Origin of the sequence: Nostoc punctiforme PCC 73102 (genome assembly GCF_000020025.1) — a bacterium.
Lineage (GTDB): Bacteria > Cyanobacteriota > Cyanobacteriia > Cyanobacteriales > Nostocaceae > Nostoc > Nostoc punctiforme.
Genome location: NC_010628.1, coordinates 3,539,058 through 3,555,156, shown reverse-complemented (window position 1 = coordinate 3,555,156; position 16,099 = coordinate 3,539,058). Strand labels below are relative to the sequence as shown.

The following is a 16,099-nucleotide window of genomic DNA, read 5'->3' as shown; positions in this document are numbered from 1 at the left end:
TTTTATCAGAGTTTAAACATGTTTATAAAGATTATGTAAAGTTAAAGCGTGATATGACACAGGATTATTCTAGTTTATCTATCTTTGTACATATTGCTCTATCCTTGCGCTTATGGTAATTAAATAACTAGTATAAAAATCAAACTGGGATAAACAGCCAAAATCAATAATTTTGAGCTACCTATCCTTCTGTGAGAAACATTCTGTACTCAAGTCAACCCAAATCAAAGTAAGTTTATATGTTTATGGATATTCCTGAAGTAACAGTAATTATGCCTGCATATAATACAGAAGCTTATATTTCCCAAGCAATAGAGTCAGTTTTAGGACAAACTCTTAAGAGCCTTGAACTTATTGTCGTTGATGATGCCTCAACTGATAAAACTTTAGCAATAGCCCAAAATTTTAGTGATGAGCGTCTCAAAGTTATAGCTAGTTCAAAAAATCTTGGGCCTTCAGGGGCACGTAATCTTGCTATCAAGGAGGCTAAGGGCAAATGGATTGCTATTCTCGACTCTGACGACTGGTATCTGCCCGAAAGATTAGAAAAACTTTTGCAGGTGGCAGATGCAGAAAACGCAGACATGGTTGCAGATGATTTGTATTACATCAAAGATGGCGATCAAACGCCTTGGAATACTTTAATTGCTCAGAGTGGAGAGCAGATTGATACAATCAAAGAAATTGATTCTGTATATTATGTAGAAACTGATTTACCGGGACGAGGGGGCTTAACTATTGGTTTAACAAAGCCTGTAATTAAACGCGAATTTCTTATAAAGAAGAACATTGAATATGATGAAAGCATCCGACTAAGTGAAGATTTTTGGTTTTATCTCAAATGCCTAGCATATAAAGCACGCTTTATATTTGTACCAACCCCTTACTATTTTTACCGATCCCGTTTAGGTTCGTTAGTGGCTAGTACCAACAAAGTAAAACGTCTTGAAGAAACTTGTAATATTAGTAGATATTTCCTAGAGCAAGATTTTATAAAAACGAACCCCCAGTTATTCAAAGCTTTGTCTAGACGTTTAGCTTTGCTTGAGAAGACTAGACCATATTTTCGTGTTTTGGATGCTATTAAAAGCAAAAGCTTTTCCAGGACTTTAGTAGAGATGGCAAATAACCCATATTTTTTTGTGCATCTTGCAAAACAATCACCAAAAATTATTTCGCGTAGGATTAATTACTTTTTAAGTAAATATTTCTCTAAATATAGTAGTGCAGATAAAAATCTAAGTAAGGGCTAAGTTTTTACTTTTAGAAAACGATAGGTAGTTCTTGCTTAGTTGAGTATAGATAGGAAATTTATCATACACTCTGGATGAGAATAAATGGTTGTCGTCGGCAACTATTTATTCACTTTCTATAATAAGAATTATTTTTCTGGAATAATTTATTCTTTGGCAACGCCTTAGAAGAAGAATGAGTTGCATCACAAGATTTTAATCCCTCTAACCTTCCTCAAAAAGGGACAGCAACTTTTCAAAATCATCTGTGCCGTTTAACTGGATTCATCCACAGTTCTAAGTGACTAAATGCCTGTGAAAAAAGTAACGTTAAACATAAATAAACCACCGCTACACCTGCGTAAATCTCAAAGGCACGATAGTTATCAGCAACAATTAACTGTCCTTTACGTAGTAATTCTTCCAACCCAATTACAGAAACTAAGCTAGTATCTTTCAATAAACTGATAAAGTCATTACCCAAAGGTGGAATCATCCGCCGAAAAGCTTGGGGAAAAATGACATAACTCATCGTTTGTATAGAACTCAAACCTAATGATTGTGCTGCTTCTGCTTGTCCTGTTTCAATCGATTGAATCCCTGCACGCACAACTTCGGCAGTGTAAGCGGCGTTATTCAAACTTAAGGCAATTATTCCAGCAGTTAGGCGATCAAAAGTAAATGTAAAACCAATTTCTTGCGAAATTGCTGGTAAACCAAAGTAAATCATAAAAATTTGCACCAATAAAGGTGTTCCCCGAAAAAAATCTACATAGGCTCTCGCTAACCAACGCACAGGTGTTATCCGAGAAAGTCGGACAATACCAATCAGGGAACCTCCTATTAAACCAAAAACTACAGAAATTATCGTTAATTGTAACGTTACTAATGCTCCCTGCAATAAAGTCGGAAAAGCCTGCAAAATTACGGCAATTGAGGTAAATATTTTAGGTGAACTAGTACTATTCTGATTTTCAAATGGTGATTTAGCTGGTAATGATGGCGGTTTGATTTTAAACCATTTTTGGTAAATTTGGGAATAAGTGCCATTTTTTAACACTCTCTCCAAACCATTATTTATTAATACCAAGTTTGGCGAATTTTTAGCTGTAGCAATGCCATAGAACTCTTCCGTCAGCAATTGCTGTACTATTTTTATTCCCTGAATATTGCCCGTATTAATAGCATATAAAGTCACTGGTGCATCATTAATTACCGCATCCACATTACCATTGGCCAATTCTTGTAGGGCTACAGGTGCAGAATCAAAACTACGAAGTTGCACTCCAGGAATACTCTTAGCTTTTGCAGCCCCAGTTGTACCAATTTGGACTGCAATTTTTTTATTTTTGAGACTGTCAAAGCCAGTAATATTTTGATCGTCTGCACGAATTGCGATCGCTAACCCAGCTTTAAAATAAGGACGGGAAAAAGAAATTGTCTTCGCCCTCTCCTCTGTAATCGTGATCGAACTAATCGCCGCATCTACCGTTTTGGCTGCCAAAGCCGGTATCATACCATCAAAAGGCATACTTTGAAAATCGACTTTAAATTTAGCTGCAACTGCGATCGCATTCATCAAATCAATGGAAAAACCCTCTAACTCACCACCTGGTTTTTTAAACTCAAAAGGTGGAAATGCTGGTTCTGTAGCAACCCGCAAAGTTTTCCCCGCACTAGAGTTCACAGCACAGCTAACCAATAACAAACAACCAAAACTAACAACCACACACCAGCGCAGCCAACGCCCAAAACCAAATTTAGCCATATTATTTTCTCTTCTCTCTACGCCCTTGGTGTTTTCTTTGCGAGACGCTACGCATTGGCGGAAGCCTCTCCTAGAGATGGCGGTTCCTTACCTTACAATCAACTGTAGAGCAGCTTGGCACAAGTAATGAACAATACCATCCCCGCAATTATTTTTGACAATATCGAAAAAAACTTTGGTTCCCTAAAAGTCCTCAAAGGAATCACTGGCGAAATCAACCGGGGAGAAGTTGTTGCAGTTATCGGTTCCTCCGGCTGTGGTAAAAGTACCTTATTACGCTGCTTTAATCGCTTAGAAACCATTGACAACGGGCGTTTAATCATCAACGGTATCAACTTATCCCGACCCACTGTCAACTATAATCAACTGCGCCAACTACGGACACAAGTAGGTATGGTTTTTCAACAGTTCAACCTGTTTCCTCATCTCAGCGTCCTGGAAAATATGACACTTGCACCGCGTAAAGTTCTGGGTAAAACACCCAAGGAAAGCGCCCAACTAGCGAGATTGTATTTAGAGAAAGTTGGCTTACATGACAAAGCATCTGCTTATCCCGAACAACTTTCTGGCGGACAAAAGCAACGAGTAGCGATCGCTCGTAGCTTATGTATGAATCCCCAAATCATGCTATTTGACGAACCCACCAGCGCCCTAGATCCGGAACTCGTCGGCGAAGTTTTGCAAGTGATGCAACAATTGGCAGCAGAGGGAATGACAATGGTCATTGTCACCCATGAAATGCAATTTGCAAAAGAAGTAGCCCATCAGGTGATATTTTTGGACAAAGGTATTGTGGCAGAAAAAGGTTCAGCTTATGAAGTACTGACCAATCCTCAAAGCGATCGCCTGCGTATTTTCCTCAGTCGCCTTCAAGTAATTCGTAATTCGTAATTCGTAATTAAAGGCTTCTTTTAATCTCACGGTACTCAGCACTACTTAAAGATACTCGCGCAAGAACTCAAAAGGATCGTCCTCCCAGCAAGGTTCAGGTATCAGCCAAAACAAACTAGCACTGATGTCGGCTTCAATTTCATCACCGTCGTCTCTATCAAATAGTTCTATCAAAGCTGTCAAATCACGTTCTCTCAAAGACGTTAACGATGGGGTATATACCTGGAAATTATTTGAGTAATTCACGCGCAAAGTTGTGCTTGACAGCCGTAAAAATTTAGTATAGAAATTTGTAAATAATCAGATTTTAGGTTTGACAACCGTAGTTAAATAGTTATTTTGATACTATTTAGATATAGGCTACTCTCATTAGTGTCTCATAATTTCTATAGAGCTGCTATAGTATTTATTACATAAATACAGGCTGAATTTACTCAGGCCGGAAAAAGTCTTGAGGCTGTGATTCGATTAATTCCACTCCAAACACTTCAGCAAAGCACTGTGCTACATAAAAACGGACTTCTTGGCAAGTAATACCTGGAATCCATTCGGCTAAACTGCCTACAGGTTTATCAGAAATACCGCAGGGTACAATGCGCTCAAAGCCTTTCATGTCTGGACAAACATTTAATGCAAAGCCGTGCATGGTAATCCAACGGCTGACTTTAATCCCAATAGCCGCAACCTTTCGCCCTTGTAACCAAACACCAGTAAAAGCCGGAATTCTTTCTCCCTGCAACCCATAAACTGTCAATACGCGAATTATGACTTCTTCGAGTTGGCGTAAGTACCAATGCAGGTCTTTACGATAACGTTGCAGATTTAAAATTGGATACCCCACTAGTTGACCGGGACAATGATAAGTAACTTCGCCGCCTCTTTCAACTCGATGCACATCATATTCACCTTGATCAATATCAAATTTGATAAAATCTGAGTTGCTTCCTTGCCCCAAGGTGTAGACAGGTGGATGTTCTAGCAAAATCAACACGTCATCTAGACTAGGGTCATGGATGCGTTCATTGAGGAGCGATCGCTGCCATCTATGAGCATCTAAGTAAGGCATTAATCCTTGGTTATACAGCAAACAAAGGTTGTTGTGTGGTTCTTTACTACGGATCATGCCAAAAATCAACTGGTATTAGGAACAAAATATATTGCGATTTACAGGATTGAAGCCCAAAAGTGTCAAGATTTGCAAAGGATTTTAAAGGAAAGTCAAGGGAACATGCATTAGAAAATACAAAGTGCTAGTTTGAATATACAACCTCAATAGGTTTTAGGAGGAATTCTCTGCAATAAGCATCATGCCAAGACAATTAAGAACGATGCACTGGCTGATGACTCTAATAATCTTGTTTGCACATTATTAAAGCAAGATCAACTTCTACAAATCTCGTGTTGTTGATCGACAGCGAGCAAACCTCAATCGGACACAGAAGGAGCAACTATTAACAGTTCTGTAAGCGTTGTTTTAATAGAGAAGACAGTTACGAGAGCTACCGCTCAAATTTCCTCGCCAAATAGTTCTATGTGGAAATCCAATTGGATATCAGCGCAGAGATGAGGAGGAAAATTAAGGGTATTAATGAGCAAAAACTTAGATGCAGTAAGCTTAAAAATAGCTTACCAGCAGTAGATAGAAACAGTTCACAATTTGTTTTGGCGGGAGTAATAGACTTTACCGCAATTTCTTTTCATACAAAGCAAATTCACACATCAAATATTCAGTGGGAGAGTTTACATGAAGCTTGTCATCCACAGCAAAAATATTGAAATCACCGATGCGATTCGGGAATATGTACATCAAAAGATTGAAAAAGCAGCTAGTCACTTTCAGAGCATCACAAATGAAGTGGATGTGCATCTTAGCGTAGCCCGTAATCCTCGGATTAATACTAGACAAGCAGCTGAAGTAACTATTTACGCTAATGGCAGCGTTATCCGTGCCGAGGAAAGTAGCGAAAATCTATATGCCAGCATTGACTTAGTAGCAGATAAAATTGCCCGTCAACTGCGGAAATATAAAGAACGCCGTCAAGATCAGAAAACTCAGTCCCAACCAACAGAAGTAGTTGTTGCAGAGTCGGTAGTCCCAGATTTAATTGGCGATCGCACTCCTGAATTGCCCAACGAAGTCGTCCGCACCAAATACTTTTCCATGCCACCGATGACCCTTGCAGAAGCCCTGGAACAACTGCAACTTGTGGGACACGACTTTTATATGTTCCGCAATTCTGAAACTGGAGAGATTAATGTAATTTACGAACGCAACCACGGCGGTTATGGTGTGATTCATCCCCGCAATGGTAACGGTCATACTAACGGCAAGAATGGCAAGTCAAGCCACACTAATATTGCCATGCCGGAAAAGTCGCATTCTAAATAGGGAATGGGGTATGGGGCATAGGGAGATGAGGGAGAAATAACCAATGCCCAATGCCCAATGCCCAATATCCTATTTTGCAATCTGTTGCAAAGTTTTCAATGCTTCCTCAACATGACCTTTAAAGTTCAACATTGAATCAAACACGTATTGCACAACTCCCTGTTGGTCAATGACGTAAGTAACGCGACCAGGGAATAAGCCAAAGGCTGCTGTTGCGCCATATAGCTTCCGTACTTGGTCGCCTTTGTCAGTTAACAGGGTAAAAGGTAGATTATATTTCGCAGCAAATTTTTGGTGAGATTCGCTAGAGTCAGCACTCACGCCGACAACTTCAGCACCAACACTTTTAAACACTTCATATTGATCGCGAAAGGCGCAGGATTCAGCCGTACATCCGGGTGTGTCATCCTTGGGATAAAAATATAGGACAACAGCTTTTGTGCCGCGAAAATCTTGGAGGCTAACTGTTGAACCGTTTTGAGCAGGTAGAGTGAAATTAGGAGCGGTATCTCCAACTTTGATTGGCATAACAAGTGGTGGTAATTACTTAACAAAATTTTACCTTGTATCCGAGTATATAAATTTTGCTTGATTAGCTGCATCAGGCGGGGTAGCTTAGATACTCATCAAAGAAAAAATTCCCCTTATGCGCCTGACTTCACTGGATGTTTTTCGCGGCATTACGATCGCTGCTATGATTCTCGTCAATATGGCGGGAGTCGCAGATAATATATATCCTCCCTTAGCCCACGCCGATTGGCACGGTTGCACGCCAACTGATTTGGTATTCCCTTTCTTTCTCTTTATTGTTGGTGTAGCGATGACTTTCTCGCTGTCAAAGTACACCGAAGATAACAAACCAACCTCAGCTATTTACTGGCGCATCTTACGCCGCGCCGCTATTCTGTTTGCCTTGGGATTGTTACTAAATGGCTTTTGGAATCAAGGTGTTTGGACTTTTGATTTGAGTAGCATCCGCATTATGGGAGTATTGCAGCGCATCAGCATTACCTATCTGTTGGCTTCCTTGATAGTTCTCAACCTTCCGCGCAAAGGTCAATGGATACTCGCAGCAGTAATACTCATCGGCTACTGGCTAATGATGATGTATCTACCAGTGCCAGATTATGGCGCGGGAGTTCTAACACGAGAAGGTAATTTGGGCGCTTATATTGACCGGATGATTATTCCCAAAGCACATCTATATAAAGGTGATGGTTTCAAATTTATGGGAGATCCAGAGGGACTGTTCAGTACTATTCCCGCGATAGTAAGCGTTCTAGCTGGCTACTTCACTGGTCAATGGATACGCAGCCAACCTGTACAATCACGTACAAGTATCGGGTTAGGATTATTTGGAGTTGGCTGTTTAATTATTGGTTGGGCGTGGGGGTGGACATTTCCCATCAACAAAAAGCTGTGGACAAGTTCTTATGTAGTCTTTAGTAGCGGTTGGGCTTTAATTTTGCTAGCAGCTTGTTATGAACTCATCGAAGTCCGGCTGAATCGTCGCTGGAGTAAACCTTTTGAAATTATGGGCTTAAATGCGATCGCACTTTTCGTTCCATCCGTTTTGTTGATTAAAATTTTAGTGAAAACCACTATCGGCACAGCTAAAGACGCTCCCAGTACCTACAATTGGATTTACCAGAATTTTTTCGCATCTTGGGCGGGAGTTCTGAATGGTTCCCTGTTGTTTGCCATAGTCACTGTGTTGTTGTGGTGGGGTGTTGGTGTTCTGATGTATCGGCAACGTTGGTTTGTCAAAGTGTAATATCATATCTGGTAAATCACACGTCATTAGTTAATTGCGAGTAAAATTAGCGATCGCCTACGGCGGGCGCTTGCGCCATCGCAAGGTTTTTTCGGGCTTGTTTCCCTACACTGAGAAAAAGCGATCGCAATAACACTTGTTTAGGCAGATACGATATAAACTCTGCGTTTTTTTCGCAAACGCAAATATGCAAAGTTTTCGTTTGCGTTATATTTGATAAGGGTTCTAAATTATTGTAGTTAAAAACAGGCGTAATCAAGTAAAAACATTTTTTGTGGTTTACGTTTGAGTATTAGATAGGTTACAACAAGTATTAAGTAATCCTTTTTAACACTCAAGGAACAAAGACCATCACAGCGTTATCTATAACTCTCGATAAACTCATTTTCGTTCTTTTTAGGGAACTGATATAAATTCTGATGTCTGACAACAAGCCGCTTCTAAAATTTTGAATAAAGAAGCGTTTACAAACTTCTCTGTGTGTTGAAAACTATTATTTTTCCTAATTCACTAAATTAATCCATAAAAAAATTGTGAGGTAATGAATGCATCGCATTAAACTTTGGGTACTTTTGCCAGTTACCCTAATATTCGGTTGCTCAAATCAACTATTTCAATCTAGTCCATCTGTGGCAAACTCTAACCCAGCAGTAGTTCAACCAACCAGTCCAACTTTATTAGCAAAGGCGAGTTACCTTTCACCACTTGAACAACAGGTAATTGTTGAAACCAATAAGGTACGAACAAATCCCAAGTCATATCTCCCGATTCTGGAAAACTATAGGAAGCGCTTTGAAGGGAACCGAGTCAAAATTTTTAACAATACCTATTTGCGAACTCAAGAAGGAGTCAAAGCAGTCGATGAAGCGATCGCATTTTTGAAATCTGCACGTCCTGTAGGAGCTTTAAGTGCTTCTAAAGGTATGTCTTTAGGAGCAAAAGACCATGTTAAAGACCAAGGGCCAAGAGGTGTTACAGGTCATGATGGTAGCGATGGTAGCAACCCTTTTACTCGCATCAACCGCTATGGTGCATGGCAAACAACGGCTGGCGAAAATATTAGCTATGGCCCAAACACTGCCCAAGATATCGTCATGCAATTAATTATTGATGATGGTGTGCGCGATCGCGGCCATAGAAAAAATATATTTAACGGCGCTTTTAAAGTGTCTGGCGTTGCTTATGGAACTCACAAATCATATAGAACAATCTGCGTAATTGACTACGCTGGGGGTTATAGGGAAAAATAATTTGAGTTAGGAAATGGGGGCAGACCCCCTACACCCTGCTCCCTTGCCTCTTGTTCAACCGCCCAGCTATTCCTGTGCAACCCAAGTACCATGAAATCCATAAGGCACTCGTTGAGGAATTATCACCCGCGCTACAGGTTCAGCAGTTACATCTTGAGCATTTACCACTACTAATTCTGAAGTATTTGAATTCTCATCATGAACGAAAGTCACAAGCCAGCCATCATCCTCAGCAATTGCACCAGGACGCGGCGCAAACACAGCTTCACTACCATAGCGTCCCTGTCCGAATTTGTGGGTTTGTGACTTTCCACTACTGAAATCGTACTTAATTATACCTTCAAATAATGGTACGGGACTATTTGCAATTTTGTTAGTGTAGCCATATCGGGTTTGCCGCCCCAATAGATTTTCGTTGATGCGGGGAAATTCTGAAGTTACATCGTCCAACATTTCCTCACGCACTGTCCCTGTGCTGAGGTTAAATCGCCAGCGATACAAACGCGGGATGTTTCCTTCTGGGTCGGGTTGGGAATCATCAGAAATCAACACAGTAGTAGAACTCATACGACAGGCGATAAGCACTACTTCATCTCCATCTTCGTAAGCGTTGAGGGTATGGAAGACGTAGCAAGAGGGGCTCTCAAACCATCGGATATTACTGTTGTCACCATGACGCGGTACAATTCCAAAACGACTGGGGCGATCGCGCTCAAACATCATCACAGGTTCTCCTCGTTGCGATCGCTCGGCGCTAAAAGTCAACGGCAAATCCATGAAAATGGTGTAGTTTTCAGTGATGGCGAAATCGTGCATCATCACTCCTATAGACAGGTCAATTGGCACTGTCCGCAAAAGTTCGCCTTGTGCTGAGACAACACTATATTGCAGGTATGGTGGCGTAAATACAGAGTAGCCAAAGAAGATCATCTCGCCCGTCACCGGGTCTACCTTGGGATGAGCTGTGAAGGCAGAGATTAGCTTCCCATTGTAGCTATACTCGCCAATGGTTTCCAATTCAGGAAGCTTGATGGCGTGAGGTTTACCACTTTCGTTCAGCGCCAACATCTGACCCGCGTGCCATACCAAGGCAGTATTGGCAGTATTTTTGCGAGGGCCGTGGGGATTATCCATTCGCGGTGGTTCTAAAAGCCCACTCCACAAAGCCTCACCCGCTTCTCGTTCTTTTTTCCATCCAGATGTCTGGACGTAGCGGTTACGATAAGTGGCTACGCCGTTGCTAATTTGCACACCATGTAACATTCCATCACCATCAAACCAGTGATATTGACCGATGGGTGTCCATTGAGGGTTAGGGCCATTCCGTACAAACATCCCCGATAAATCAAGGGGTAATTCACCGATAACTGGCAATTTGTCGGTGGTGATTTCTTCACGGATTGGAGCAAAATTGCGATCGAGATAAGGATTTACTGCTATTGTTGGCATTTATAAAATTTGGTAATGTGATGGATATGGCTTTTGGTGAGCGATAACTTTAATCGCTGTCTTCAACCAATTAATATAAGTCTGTTCTCTTCTGATTAACAACTCCAGCACCAGCCTTTGCATTACCTGCTCACGGTTAGCAGACTCATCACCAAGTGATGGCAAATCAATGATTTCGCATTCAGCAAGCTTTCTGCTTCGAGCCCCCAATTGTTGCTCCAGTAGGTGAATGATTGCTTCATTCGACAACTGATCTGCAAAATGCAACTGGACTAGCAAAGGTTCTCGTAAAGTTGGTAACGGCTGATGAGTCCCAAGCCATTGGGCAAATTCAGCTTTCCCTAGCTCCGTCACAGTGTAAACTTTGCGATTGGGGCGATCGTGCTGAATCTCAATCGTACAGGTAATCCAGCCTTGCTCAACGAGCTTATCGAGAGTTCTGTAAATTTGTGCCTGGTCTGCTGGCCACAAATGGGCAATACATTGATCAAAGCAGCTCGTTTTGAGGTCGTAGCCCGTCATTTCTTGCTGCTGAAGAAGGCCTAGAATTACGTATGCTAGGGACATTAAGGCTGTTTTCCCATAATTGACATTTTCTCACTAGGTTCTATAACTATCTACTTCTTATAAGTTTATGCTAATATATGATTAATCCAATATAAGATACAACCGTTATAAAAAGATATGTTGATTTTCACGCTCTTAACAAGGAAACCGAATATATGAACTGAGATTGGGCAGATGGTTAATGGTGCTGTTTGCACAAGACGGTGCAAAAGTGGCGATGTATGTTGAGTGTCGAGCCTGTAACCAGATGGGAATCTTACTAGATAGAGTGTCGTGAAGATAAAGTTGGAGCGGCAAGCAAGCGTCTACGCATCGCTACGGTATCACTCAACAAGCCAGTTGTTCGCTACAGTCTATTCGCGTATCGATACTGACGCAGCAATTATTTAAGCCATTGAAGGCTATTGTAACGAGAGGATGAGTAACATTGACTTCTAACACACTTTCACAAAGAATACGTCAACATCAATATCTGCGTGATTTACGAAATAAATTACTCCACCTTCATAAAATGTTGTTGGAAACAGAACGCATTGCCTATGAACAGGTTAGTGGACGAGTATCAAGCGGAGAATTACTTCAGCTAGTTATCGCTCATGAACAATTTGCCTGGCTACATCGCATTTCTGAGGTGGTTGTGCAAGTTGATGAAATGCTCGAAGCAGATGAACCGATATCTTTGGAAGATTTTGAAAAGTTGATTGCTGATGTCCGCACCCTGATTGTACCGTTAGAGACAGGTAATACTTTTGAGAGAAAGTATTACAATGCTCTCCAGCGCGAACCATCTGCTGTGTTGGCACATGCGGAAATATCAAGGTTTCTCACGTCTAAAGTTTAAGTCTTTCCCTGTCACTTCGACAGGGCAAGACTTGGGGTAAAATCCACTAGTATCAGAATAACGAGCTTTGCGATCGCTAGATGCTAGATAACAAAGATTTGACGCGAGTAGGGAGGTTGCAATGCAATCTCCCTACACTAATATTATTTAGTTTACAGCAGCACTGACTAAACCATTGTGCCTGAGCAAAGCGATCGTACTTGGTTCACGACCCCGGAAAGTTTTAAACACCTCCATTGGATGCTGACCACCACCAAGTGCTAGTACCGTATCCCGATAACGCCGACCTGTAGCTTTTATAGCCTCTTCATCTTCTAGACCAGCTTCTTCAAAAGCGGCAAAAGCATCAGCACTCAGTACCTCAGCCCACTTGTAACTGTAGTAACCCGCTGCATAACCACCCTCAAAAATATGCCCAAAAGCACATAAAATTGCATCTTCTGGAAGTGGCTGTAAAACGGTAGTAGTCTTGGCTATGCGATGACGCACATCTGATGGAGTTTCACTACTACCAGGGTGATAGCGGTAGTGTAGTTCTAAATCAAGACTGCTTAGGTGAATCTGCCGCAACATAGCAGTACCACTCATATAATTACGCGCCGCTAGCAGTTTTTGATAATAATGCTCCGGTAAGGCTTCACCAGTTTCATAATGCTTCGCCATTCCAAAGAAAGTGGTTCGCTCATAGCACCAGTTTTCCATAAACTGACTAGGTAGTTCCACTGCATCCCACTCCACATTATTGATGCCTGCGGCTCCGGGATAATTAACCTTAGTAAGCAGATGGTGCAATCCATGACCAAACTCGTGGAACAAAGTCTCTACTTCATAGAAGGTCATCAAACTAGGTTTACCATCTACAGGAGGACTTTGATTACACACCAAATAAGCTACAGGTAAGCGGATGGCAGTGACACCATTTTCAGTGATTTTGGCCCGATTGATGCACACATCCATCCAAGCACCACCGCGTTTTTCGGCTGGACGGCTGTAAGGGTCTAAGTAGAAGTAGGCTATGGGAGAACCAGTTTCGTCAGCAATTTGGAAATAACGCACATCCTCATGCCAGACTGGGGCTTGACCATCGGCAGAAGTGACAGTAACACCAAACAGCCGCTTGACTAATCCAAATAAGCCGTCTAACACTTGGGGAAGCGGGAAGTAGGGACGCAATTCTTCAGCAGTAAAGGCAAATTTTGCTTCTCGTTGGCGTTCTGCCCAAAAGCTGATATCCCAGTGTTTTAAATCCTCAGCTTCTGCTGCTCCCTGTGCTGCTGCAAAAGCTTTGAGTTCTACCAAGTCTTTGACAGCAGCATCATAACTAGCATGGCGTAGTTCTTCTAATAGGGCGTTGACTGCCTCAACATTAGGAGCCATTTTACTAGCCAGACTCAATTGGGCAAAACTTTTAAAGCCTAATATATCTGCGAGTTCTTGGCGCAACTTCAAAATGCGCTCAATTAAGGGGTTGTTATCTAAATCGCCAGTAGAAGCGCGGGTGATATGAGCTTTGTAGAGCTTTTCACGCAAATCTCGCCGGGTGCTGTGCTGCATGAAAGGGCCATAGCTGGGGAAGTCTAAAGTAATCCGCCAAGGGCCATTTTCTGGTGTGGCGTTACTTTCGCCTGCTGCACGAGCAACTTGAGCTGCTAGACTCACTAAGCTTGGTGGTAAACCTTCAATTTCCGCTTGTGTTGTTAGGGTTAAGCTGAAGGCTTTCGTGGCATCAAGTACATGGTTAGAAAATTTGGTAGAAAGTTCTGCTAACTCCATTTGTATGGCGTTGAAACGCTCTCTTACCTCTCCTTCTAAGCCAACACCAGAAAGTTCTGCATCTCGAATGGCGGCTTCTACAATGCGCTGTTGAGCTAATTCTAAAGTTGCCCAATTCTCACTGGTACGGAGTGCTTTAAAAGCATTGTAGATAGGTTGACTTTGACCGAGCTTGTTGATAAATTGTACAACTAGTGGCTGTACGATTTCATGAGCTTCGCGCAGTTCCGGGCTATTTTTAACACCCATTAAATGATTCACCACCCCCCAACTCCAGGTAAGCCTTTCTGTCAGCTTTTCTAAGGGTTCTACTAAACCACTCCAAGTAGGCTGTACACTAGCTTCTAAGGTGGCAAGCTGCTGGTCTAGTTCTGCCAACAACTGATTGAAGGCTGGTACTACTCGTTCTGGTTTAATCTCTGCAAAGGGAGGTAAACCAACGCCTTGAAGTAGGGGATTGTCGGAAATAATGGTACTTGCACTCATGGTTTTGTGTGAACTGCGAACGAAAAATCAACAATGATTTTTATTTATATATATCTTCTAATGTAGCGATCGCTGTACTAAATAGTCTTGCCATTCTGATAAAAAGGCAAAAAAAAGCGAGAATGACTCACAAATTTATCCTGATATAGCTATTTTGTTTCCTTTGCGATTAATATCTGACAGGATGACACTTCCAGAAATATCAGCGAAAGTGTCTCTGAAACAGGAAAGATTAACCAGGGAATAAGCCCAATCGCAAGCAAGATATGCAGAATCGCAGTTGGAAAGGTTGAAGGAACTAGTTGTGTAGAGGCGTTGGAGTTTGGTGTAGCCTCTTACAGAGAAGCGACTGGCCATTAAACATCCTTTGGTGTCGACCTGATAGTATTTAGCTAACTTAACTTGAGTTTATGCGATCGCCAAAAGACATCATAATGTAGTATGTCAAACAGGTAGCTCGTCCGCCAGTATCGGCGTTAACCTAAAAGCGCAGTTTCAGTTCAAGAATCTTACGCTTTTTAAGCGTGGGAGTGTTAAATTAACTGAGCGCGAGCGAGCATCTTTACCGAACCGAGAAGGGAGGCTCGACTTTTATGATTTTATTTGGCAACTCATCTTTTTACTCGTAAAATCGAAGACAAGATCAAGGTCAGTAGAAAAGAGTCCCTAAATTAATGAATACGTTAATCAGTCAGGGTGGAAGAGTTATCACCAAACCTCAGATGGTAGACAGGATAAACGATATCGGTTGGCAAGCTCACCAAGGGAGCGTTGCTGCGATTATTCAGTTATTAAATGAAAAGCTAGCCAAATCTGGTGTCAGAACTAGAGCCATTTTTTCTGATGGTGTCTTACAACTTCTGTGCGAGGCGGCTAGGATAGAGCAACTTGAGCAATCTTCCCTCGTAGAACAAATCCAGCAAATTCTTGAGTCTATTGCTCCGCGTCACATTCGCCGAGTCAATATCAACAGTCGGATTGTTCGAGAACAACAATTACTATGGTTAAAAGAGATAGATAGCGATCGCGACAACCAATTGCTCTGGTCACAGGAAATTGCCTTAATTCAGCCTAATATTGTAAAGCAATTAATTAAAGATTTTACAGAAGCTCAAGCTGACCTAGGAAAACCAAATTTTCCTAAAACTCAAGTTTCTCGTCCTTTGGTACTTATTAACCAAGAAAAACACAGTAATAAATCTAAAAACAAAGTATTAGCAGCAGCTGGTTTATGCTCGCTGTTGTTGCTTAGTTGGATTGTTTATGCCCAGCTAGGTGATAAACTGAAAAACCTAATGCAACCACAAACTTCCAAATCTTTAACTACAGAAAATACTAACCAGAGAAAAGCCCAAGCACCATCTCGTGTTCCTAGCAATAGCTTTGATGAGACATCTGATGACCCATTTGCAATATCTGTGCGAATTGCCAATCAAGCTTCTACATCTGGTAAAACAGCCACAAGCTCAACTCAATGGCTAGAGATCGCTGCTAAGTGGCAACGAGCTTCAGATTTAATGAGTAGGGTGCCACAAAACCACAGCCGTTATCAGGAAGCTAAAATTCGGACTCAACTATATAAGAAATATAGTGAGGCGGCGCAGAAAGAAGCAGATAAGAGTAAATCTTAGTACCCTTTTGTGTGAAATCGTAGCGTTTTTAAACGCAGTAGATAGCAA

The 16,099-nt window shown here is 41.6% G+C and carries 17 protein-coding genes; 8 read left to right on the top strand and 9 right to left on the bottom strand.

What is annotated here, in order from left to right; all coding sequences use genetic code 11:
* The first annotated feature begins 245 nt into the window (after window positions 1-245).
* Window positions 246-1,253, top strand: a complete 1,008-nt coding sequence (locus NPUN_RS14645; protein WP_148220317.1) for a glycosyltransferase family 2 protein — start codon at window positions 246-248, stop codon at window positions 1,251-1,253.
* Window positions 1,254-1,494: 241 nt separating this feature from the next.
* Here NPUN_RS14645 and NPUN_RS14640 read toward each other — a convergent pair whose 3' ends face one another.
* Window positions 1,495-3,000, bottom strand: a complete 1,506-nt coding sequence (locus tag NPUN_RS14640; RefSeq protein WP_012409400.1) for an ABC transporter permease subunit — start codon at window positions 2,998-3,000, stop codon at window positions 1,495-1,497.
* Window positions 3,001-3,126: 126 nt separating this feature from the next.
* Between NPUN_RS14640 and NPUN_RS14635 the strand changes: the two genes are divergently transcribed.
* Entirely contained in the window at window positions 3,127-3,891 is a 765-nt protein-coding gene (locus NPUN_RS14635; RefSeq protein WP_012409399.1) for an amino acid ABC transporter ATP-binding protein, read from the top strand.
* Window positions 3,892-3,936: 45 nt separating this feature from the next.
* On the opposite strand, the gene NPUN_RS14630 is transcribed toward NPUN_RS14635, so the two are convergent.
* Together NPUN_RS14630 and lipB are read right to left on the bottom strand one after the other, a co-directional pair.
* Window positions 3,937-4,074, bottom strand: a complete 138-nt coding sequence (locus tag NPUN_RS14630) for a hypothetical protein (RefSeq protein ID WP_336884943.1) — start codon at window positions 4,072-4,074, stop codon at window positions 3,937-3,939.
* A gap of 247 nt (window positions 4,075-4,321) precedes the next feature.
* Window positions 4,322-5,014 carry a lipoyl(octanoyl) transferase LipB gene (gene lipB, locus NPUN_RS14625; RefSeq protein WP_012409398.1) on the bottom strand — a complete coding sequence of 231 codons (693 nt, stop codon included), beginning with the start codon at window positions 5,012-5,014 and terminating at the stop codon, window positions 4,322-4,324.
* A 422-nt stretch (window positions 5,015-5,436) separates the two neighbouring features.
* Between lipB and NPUN_RS41840 the strand changes: the two genes are divergently transcribed.
* Together NPUN_RS41840 and hpf are read left to right on the top strand one after the other, a co-directional pair.
* On the top strand, window positions 5,437-5,667 hold the full coding sequence (locus NPUN_RS41840) for a hypothetical protein (protein ID WP_167315624.1): 231 nt from the start codon (window positions 5,437-5,439) through the stop codon (window positions 5,665-5,667).
* On the top strand, window positions 5,636-6,280 hold the full coding sequence (hpf, locus tag NPUN_RS14620) for a ribosome hibernation-promoting factor, HPF/YfiA family (RefSeq protein WP_012409397.1): 645 nt from the start codon (window positions 5,636-5,638) through the stop codon (window positions 6,278-6,280). Before NPUN_RS41840 ends, hpf begins: the two co-directional genes overlap by 32 nt.
* Window positions 6,281-6,349: 69 nt before the next feature.
* Here the strand turns inward: hpf and NPUN_RS14615 are convergent, their stop codons facing one another.
* Window positions 6,350-6,808, bottom strand: a complete 459-nt coding sequence (locus NPUN_RS14615) for a peroxiredoxin (protein ID WP_012409396.1) — start codon at window positions 6,806-6,808, stop codon at window positions 6,350-6,352.
* Between the two features lie 118 nt (window positions 6,809-6,926).
* On the opposite strand from NPUN_RS14615, the gene NPUN_RS14610 reads away from it, so the two are divergent.
* Complete coding sequence (locus tag NPUN_RS14610) at window positions 6,927-8,054, top strand: acyltransferase family protein (protein WP_012409395.1); 1,128 nt, start codon at window positions 6,927-6,929, stop codon at window positions 8,052-8,054.
* A 46-nt stretch (window positions 8,055-8,100) separates the two neighbouring features.
* On the opposite strand, the gene NPUN_RS41835 is transcribed toward NPUN_RS14610, so the two are convergent.
* Window positions 8,101-8,247 (bottom strand): hypothetical protein, encoded by a 147-nt coding sequence (locus NPUN_RS41835; RefSeq protein ID WP_167315623.1) that lies wholly within the window; start codon window positions 8,245-8,247, stop codon window positions 8,101-8,103.
* 352 nt (window positions 8,248-8,599) lie between these two features.
* Here NPUN_RS41835 and NPUN_RS14605 point away from each other — a divergent pair, with 352 nt between their 5' ends.
* Window positions 8,600-9,304 (top strand): CAP domain-containing protein, encoded by a 705-nt coding sequence (locus NPUN_RS14605; protein ID WP_012409394.1) that lies wholly within the window; start codon window positions 8,600-8,602, stop codon window positions 9,302-9,304.
* Between the two features lie 66 nt (window positions 9,305-9,370).
* Here the strand turns inward: NPUN_RS14605 and NPUN_RS14600 are convergent, their stop codons facing one another.
* The gene (locus NPUN_RS14600; RefSeq protein ID WP_012409393.1) at window positions 9,371-10,753 is read right to left on the bottom strand and encodes a carotenoid oxygenase family protein; all 1,383 of its coding nucleotides are present in this window, start codon (window positions 10,751-10,753) and stop codon (window positions 9,371-9,373) included.
* A complete protein-coding gene (locus tag NPUN_RS14595; protein ID WP_012409392.1) occupies window positions 10,754-11,320 on the bottom strand; it encodes a PadR family transcriptional regulator in 567 nt (188 codons plus the stop codon). It lies immediately after the preceding gene.
* Between the two features lie 427 nt (window positions 11,321-11,747).
* Here NPUN_RS14595 and NPUN_RS14590 point away from each other — a divergent pair, with 427 nt between their 5' ends.
* Window positions 11,748-12,161: a hypothetical protein gene (locus tag NPUN_RS14590; RefSeq protein ID WP_012409391.1), complete on the top strand. Its 414-nt coding sequence runs from the start codon at window positions 11,748-11,750 to the stop codon at window positions 12,159-12,161.
* A gap of 147 nt (window positions 12,162-12,308) precedes the next feature.
* Here the strand turns inward: NPUN_RS14590 and NPUN_RS14585 are convergent, their stop codons facing one another.
* Both NPUN_RS14585 and NPUN_RS41830 read right to left on the bottom strand, forming a co-directional pair.
* On the bottom strand, window positions 12,309-14,420 hold the full coding sequence (locus NPUN_RS14585; RefSeq protein WP_012409390.1) for a M3 family metallopeptidase: 2,112 nt from the start codon (window positions 14,418-14,420) through the stop codon (window positions 12,309-12,311).
* Between the two features lie 135 nt (window positions 14,421-14,555).
* Window positions 14,556-14,777 (bottom strand): hypothetical protein, encoded by a 222-nt coding sequence (locus NPUN_RS41830; RefSeq protein WP_167315622.1) that lies wholly within the window; start codon window positions 14,775-14,777, stop codon window positions 14,556-14,558.
* 317 nt (window positions 14,778-15,094) lie between these two features.
* Here NPUN_RS41830 and NPUN_RS14580 point away from each other — a divergent pair, with 317 nt between their 5' ends.
* Window positions 15,095-16,051: a hypothetical protein gene (locus NPUN_RS14580; protein ID WP_012409389.1), complete on the top strand. Its 957-nt coding sequence runs from the start codon at window positions 15,095-15,097 to the stop codon at window positions 16,049-16,051.
* Window positions 16,052-16,099 lie beyond the last annotated feature (48 nt).

What these genes read in the sequence shown, in the direction of transcription:
- NPUN_RS14645 (WP_148220317.1), top strand. Translation starts at nt 246, where the DNA reads ATGGATATTCCTGAAGTAACAGTAATTATGCCTGCATATAATACAGAA.
- NPUN_RS14640 (WP_012409400.1), bottom strand. Translation starts at nt 3,000, where the DNA reads ATGGCTAAATTTGGTTTTGGGCGTTGGCTGCGCTGGTGTGTGGTTGTT.
- NPUN_RS14635 (WP_012409399.1), top strand. Translation starts at nt 3,127, where the DNA reads ATGAACAATACCATCCCCGCAATTATTTTTGACAATATCGAAAAAAAC.
- lipB (WP_012409398.1), bottom strand. Translation starts at nt 5,014, where the DNA reads ATGATCCGTAGTAAAGAACCACACAACAACCTTTGTTTGCTGTATAAC.
- hpf (WP_012409397.1), top strand. Translation starts at nt 5,636, where the DNA reads ATGAAGCTTGTCATCCACAGCAAAAATATTGAAATCACCGATGCGATT.
- NPUN_RS14615 (WP_012409396.1), bottom strand. Translation starts at nt 6,808, where the DNA reads ATGCCAATCAAAGTTGGAGATACCGCTCCTAATTTCACTCTACCTGCT.
- NPUN_RS14610 (WP_012409395.1), top strand. Translation starts at nt 6,927, where the DNA reads ATGCGCCTGACTTCACTGGATGTTTTTCGCGGCATTACGATCGCTGCT.
- NPUN_RS14605 (WP_012409394.1), top strand. Translation starts at nt 8,600, where the DNA reads ATGCATCGCATTAAACTTTGGGTACTTTTGCCAGTTACCCTAATATTC.
- NPUN_RS14600 (WP_012409393.1), bottom strand. Translation starts at nt 10,753, where the DNA reads ATGCCAACAATAGCAGTAAATCCTTATCTCGATCGCAATTTTGCTCCA.
- NPUN_RS14595 (WP_012409392.1), bottom strand. Translation starts at nt 11,320, where the DNA reads ATGTCCCTAGCATACGTAATTCTAGGCCTTCTTCAGCAGCAAGAAATG.
- NPUN_RS14585 (WP_012409390.1), bottom strand. Translation starts at nt 14,420, where the DNA reads ATGAGTGCAAGTACCATTATTTCCGACAATCCCCTACTTCAAGGCGTT.
- NPUN_RS41830 (WP_167315622.1), bottom strand. Translation starts at nt 14,777, where the DNA reads ATGGCCAGTCGCTTCTCTGTAAGAGGCTACACCAAACTCCAACGCCTC.
- NPUN_RS14580 (WP_012409389.1), top strand. Translation starts at nt 15,095, where the DNA reads ATGAATACGTTAATCAGTCAGGGTGGAAGAGTTATCACCAAACCTCAG.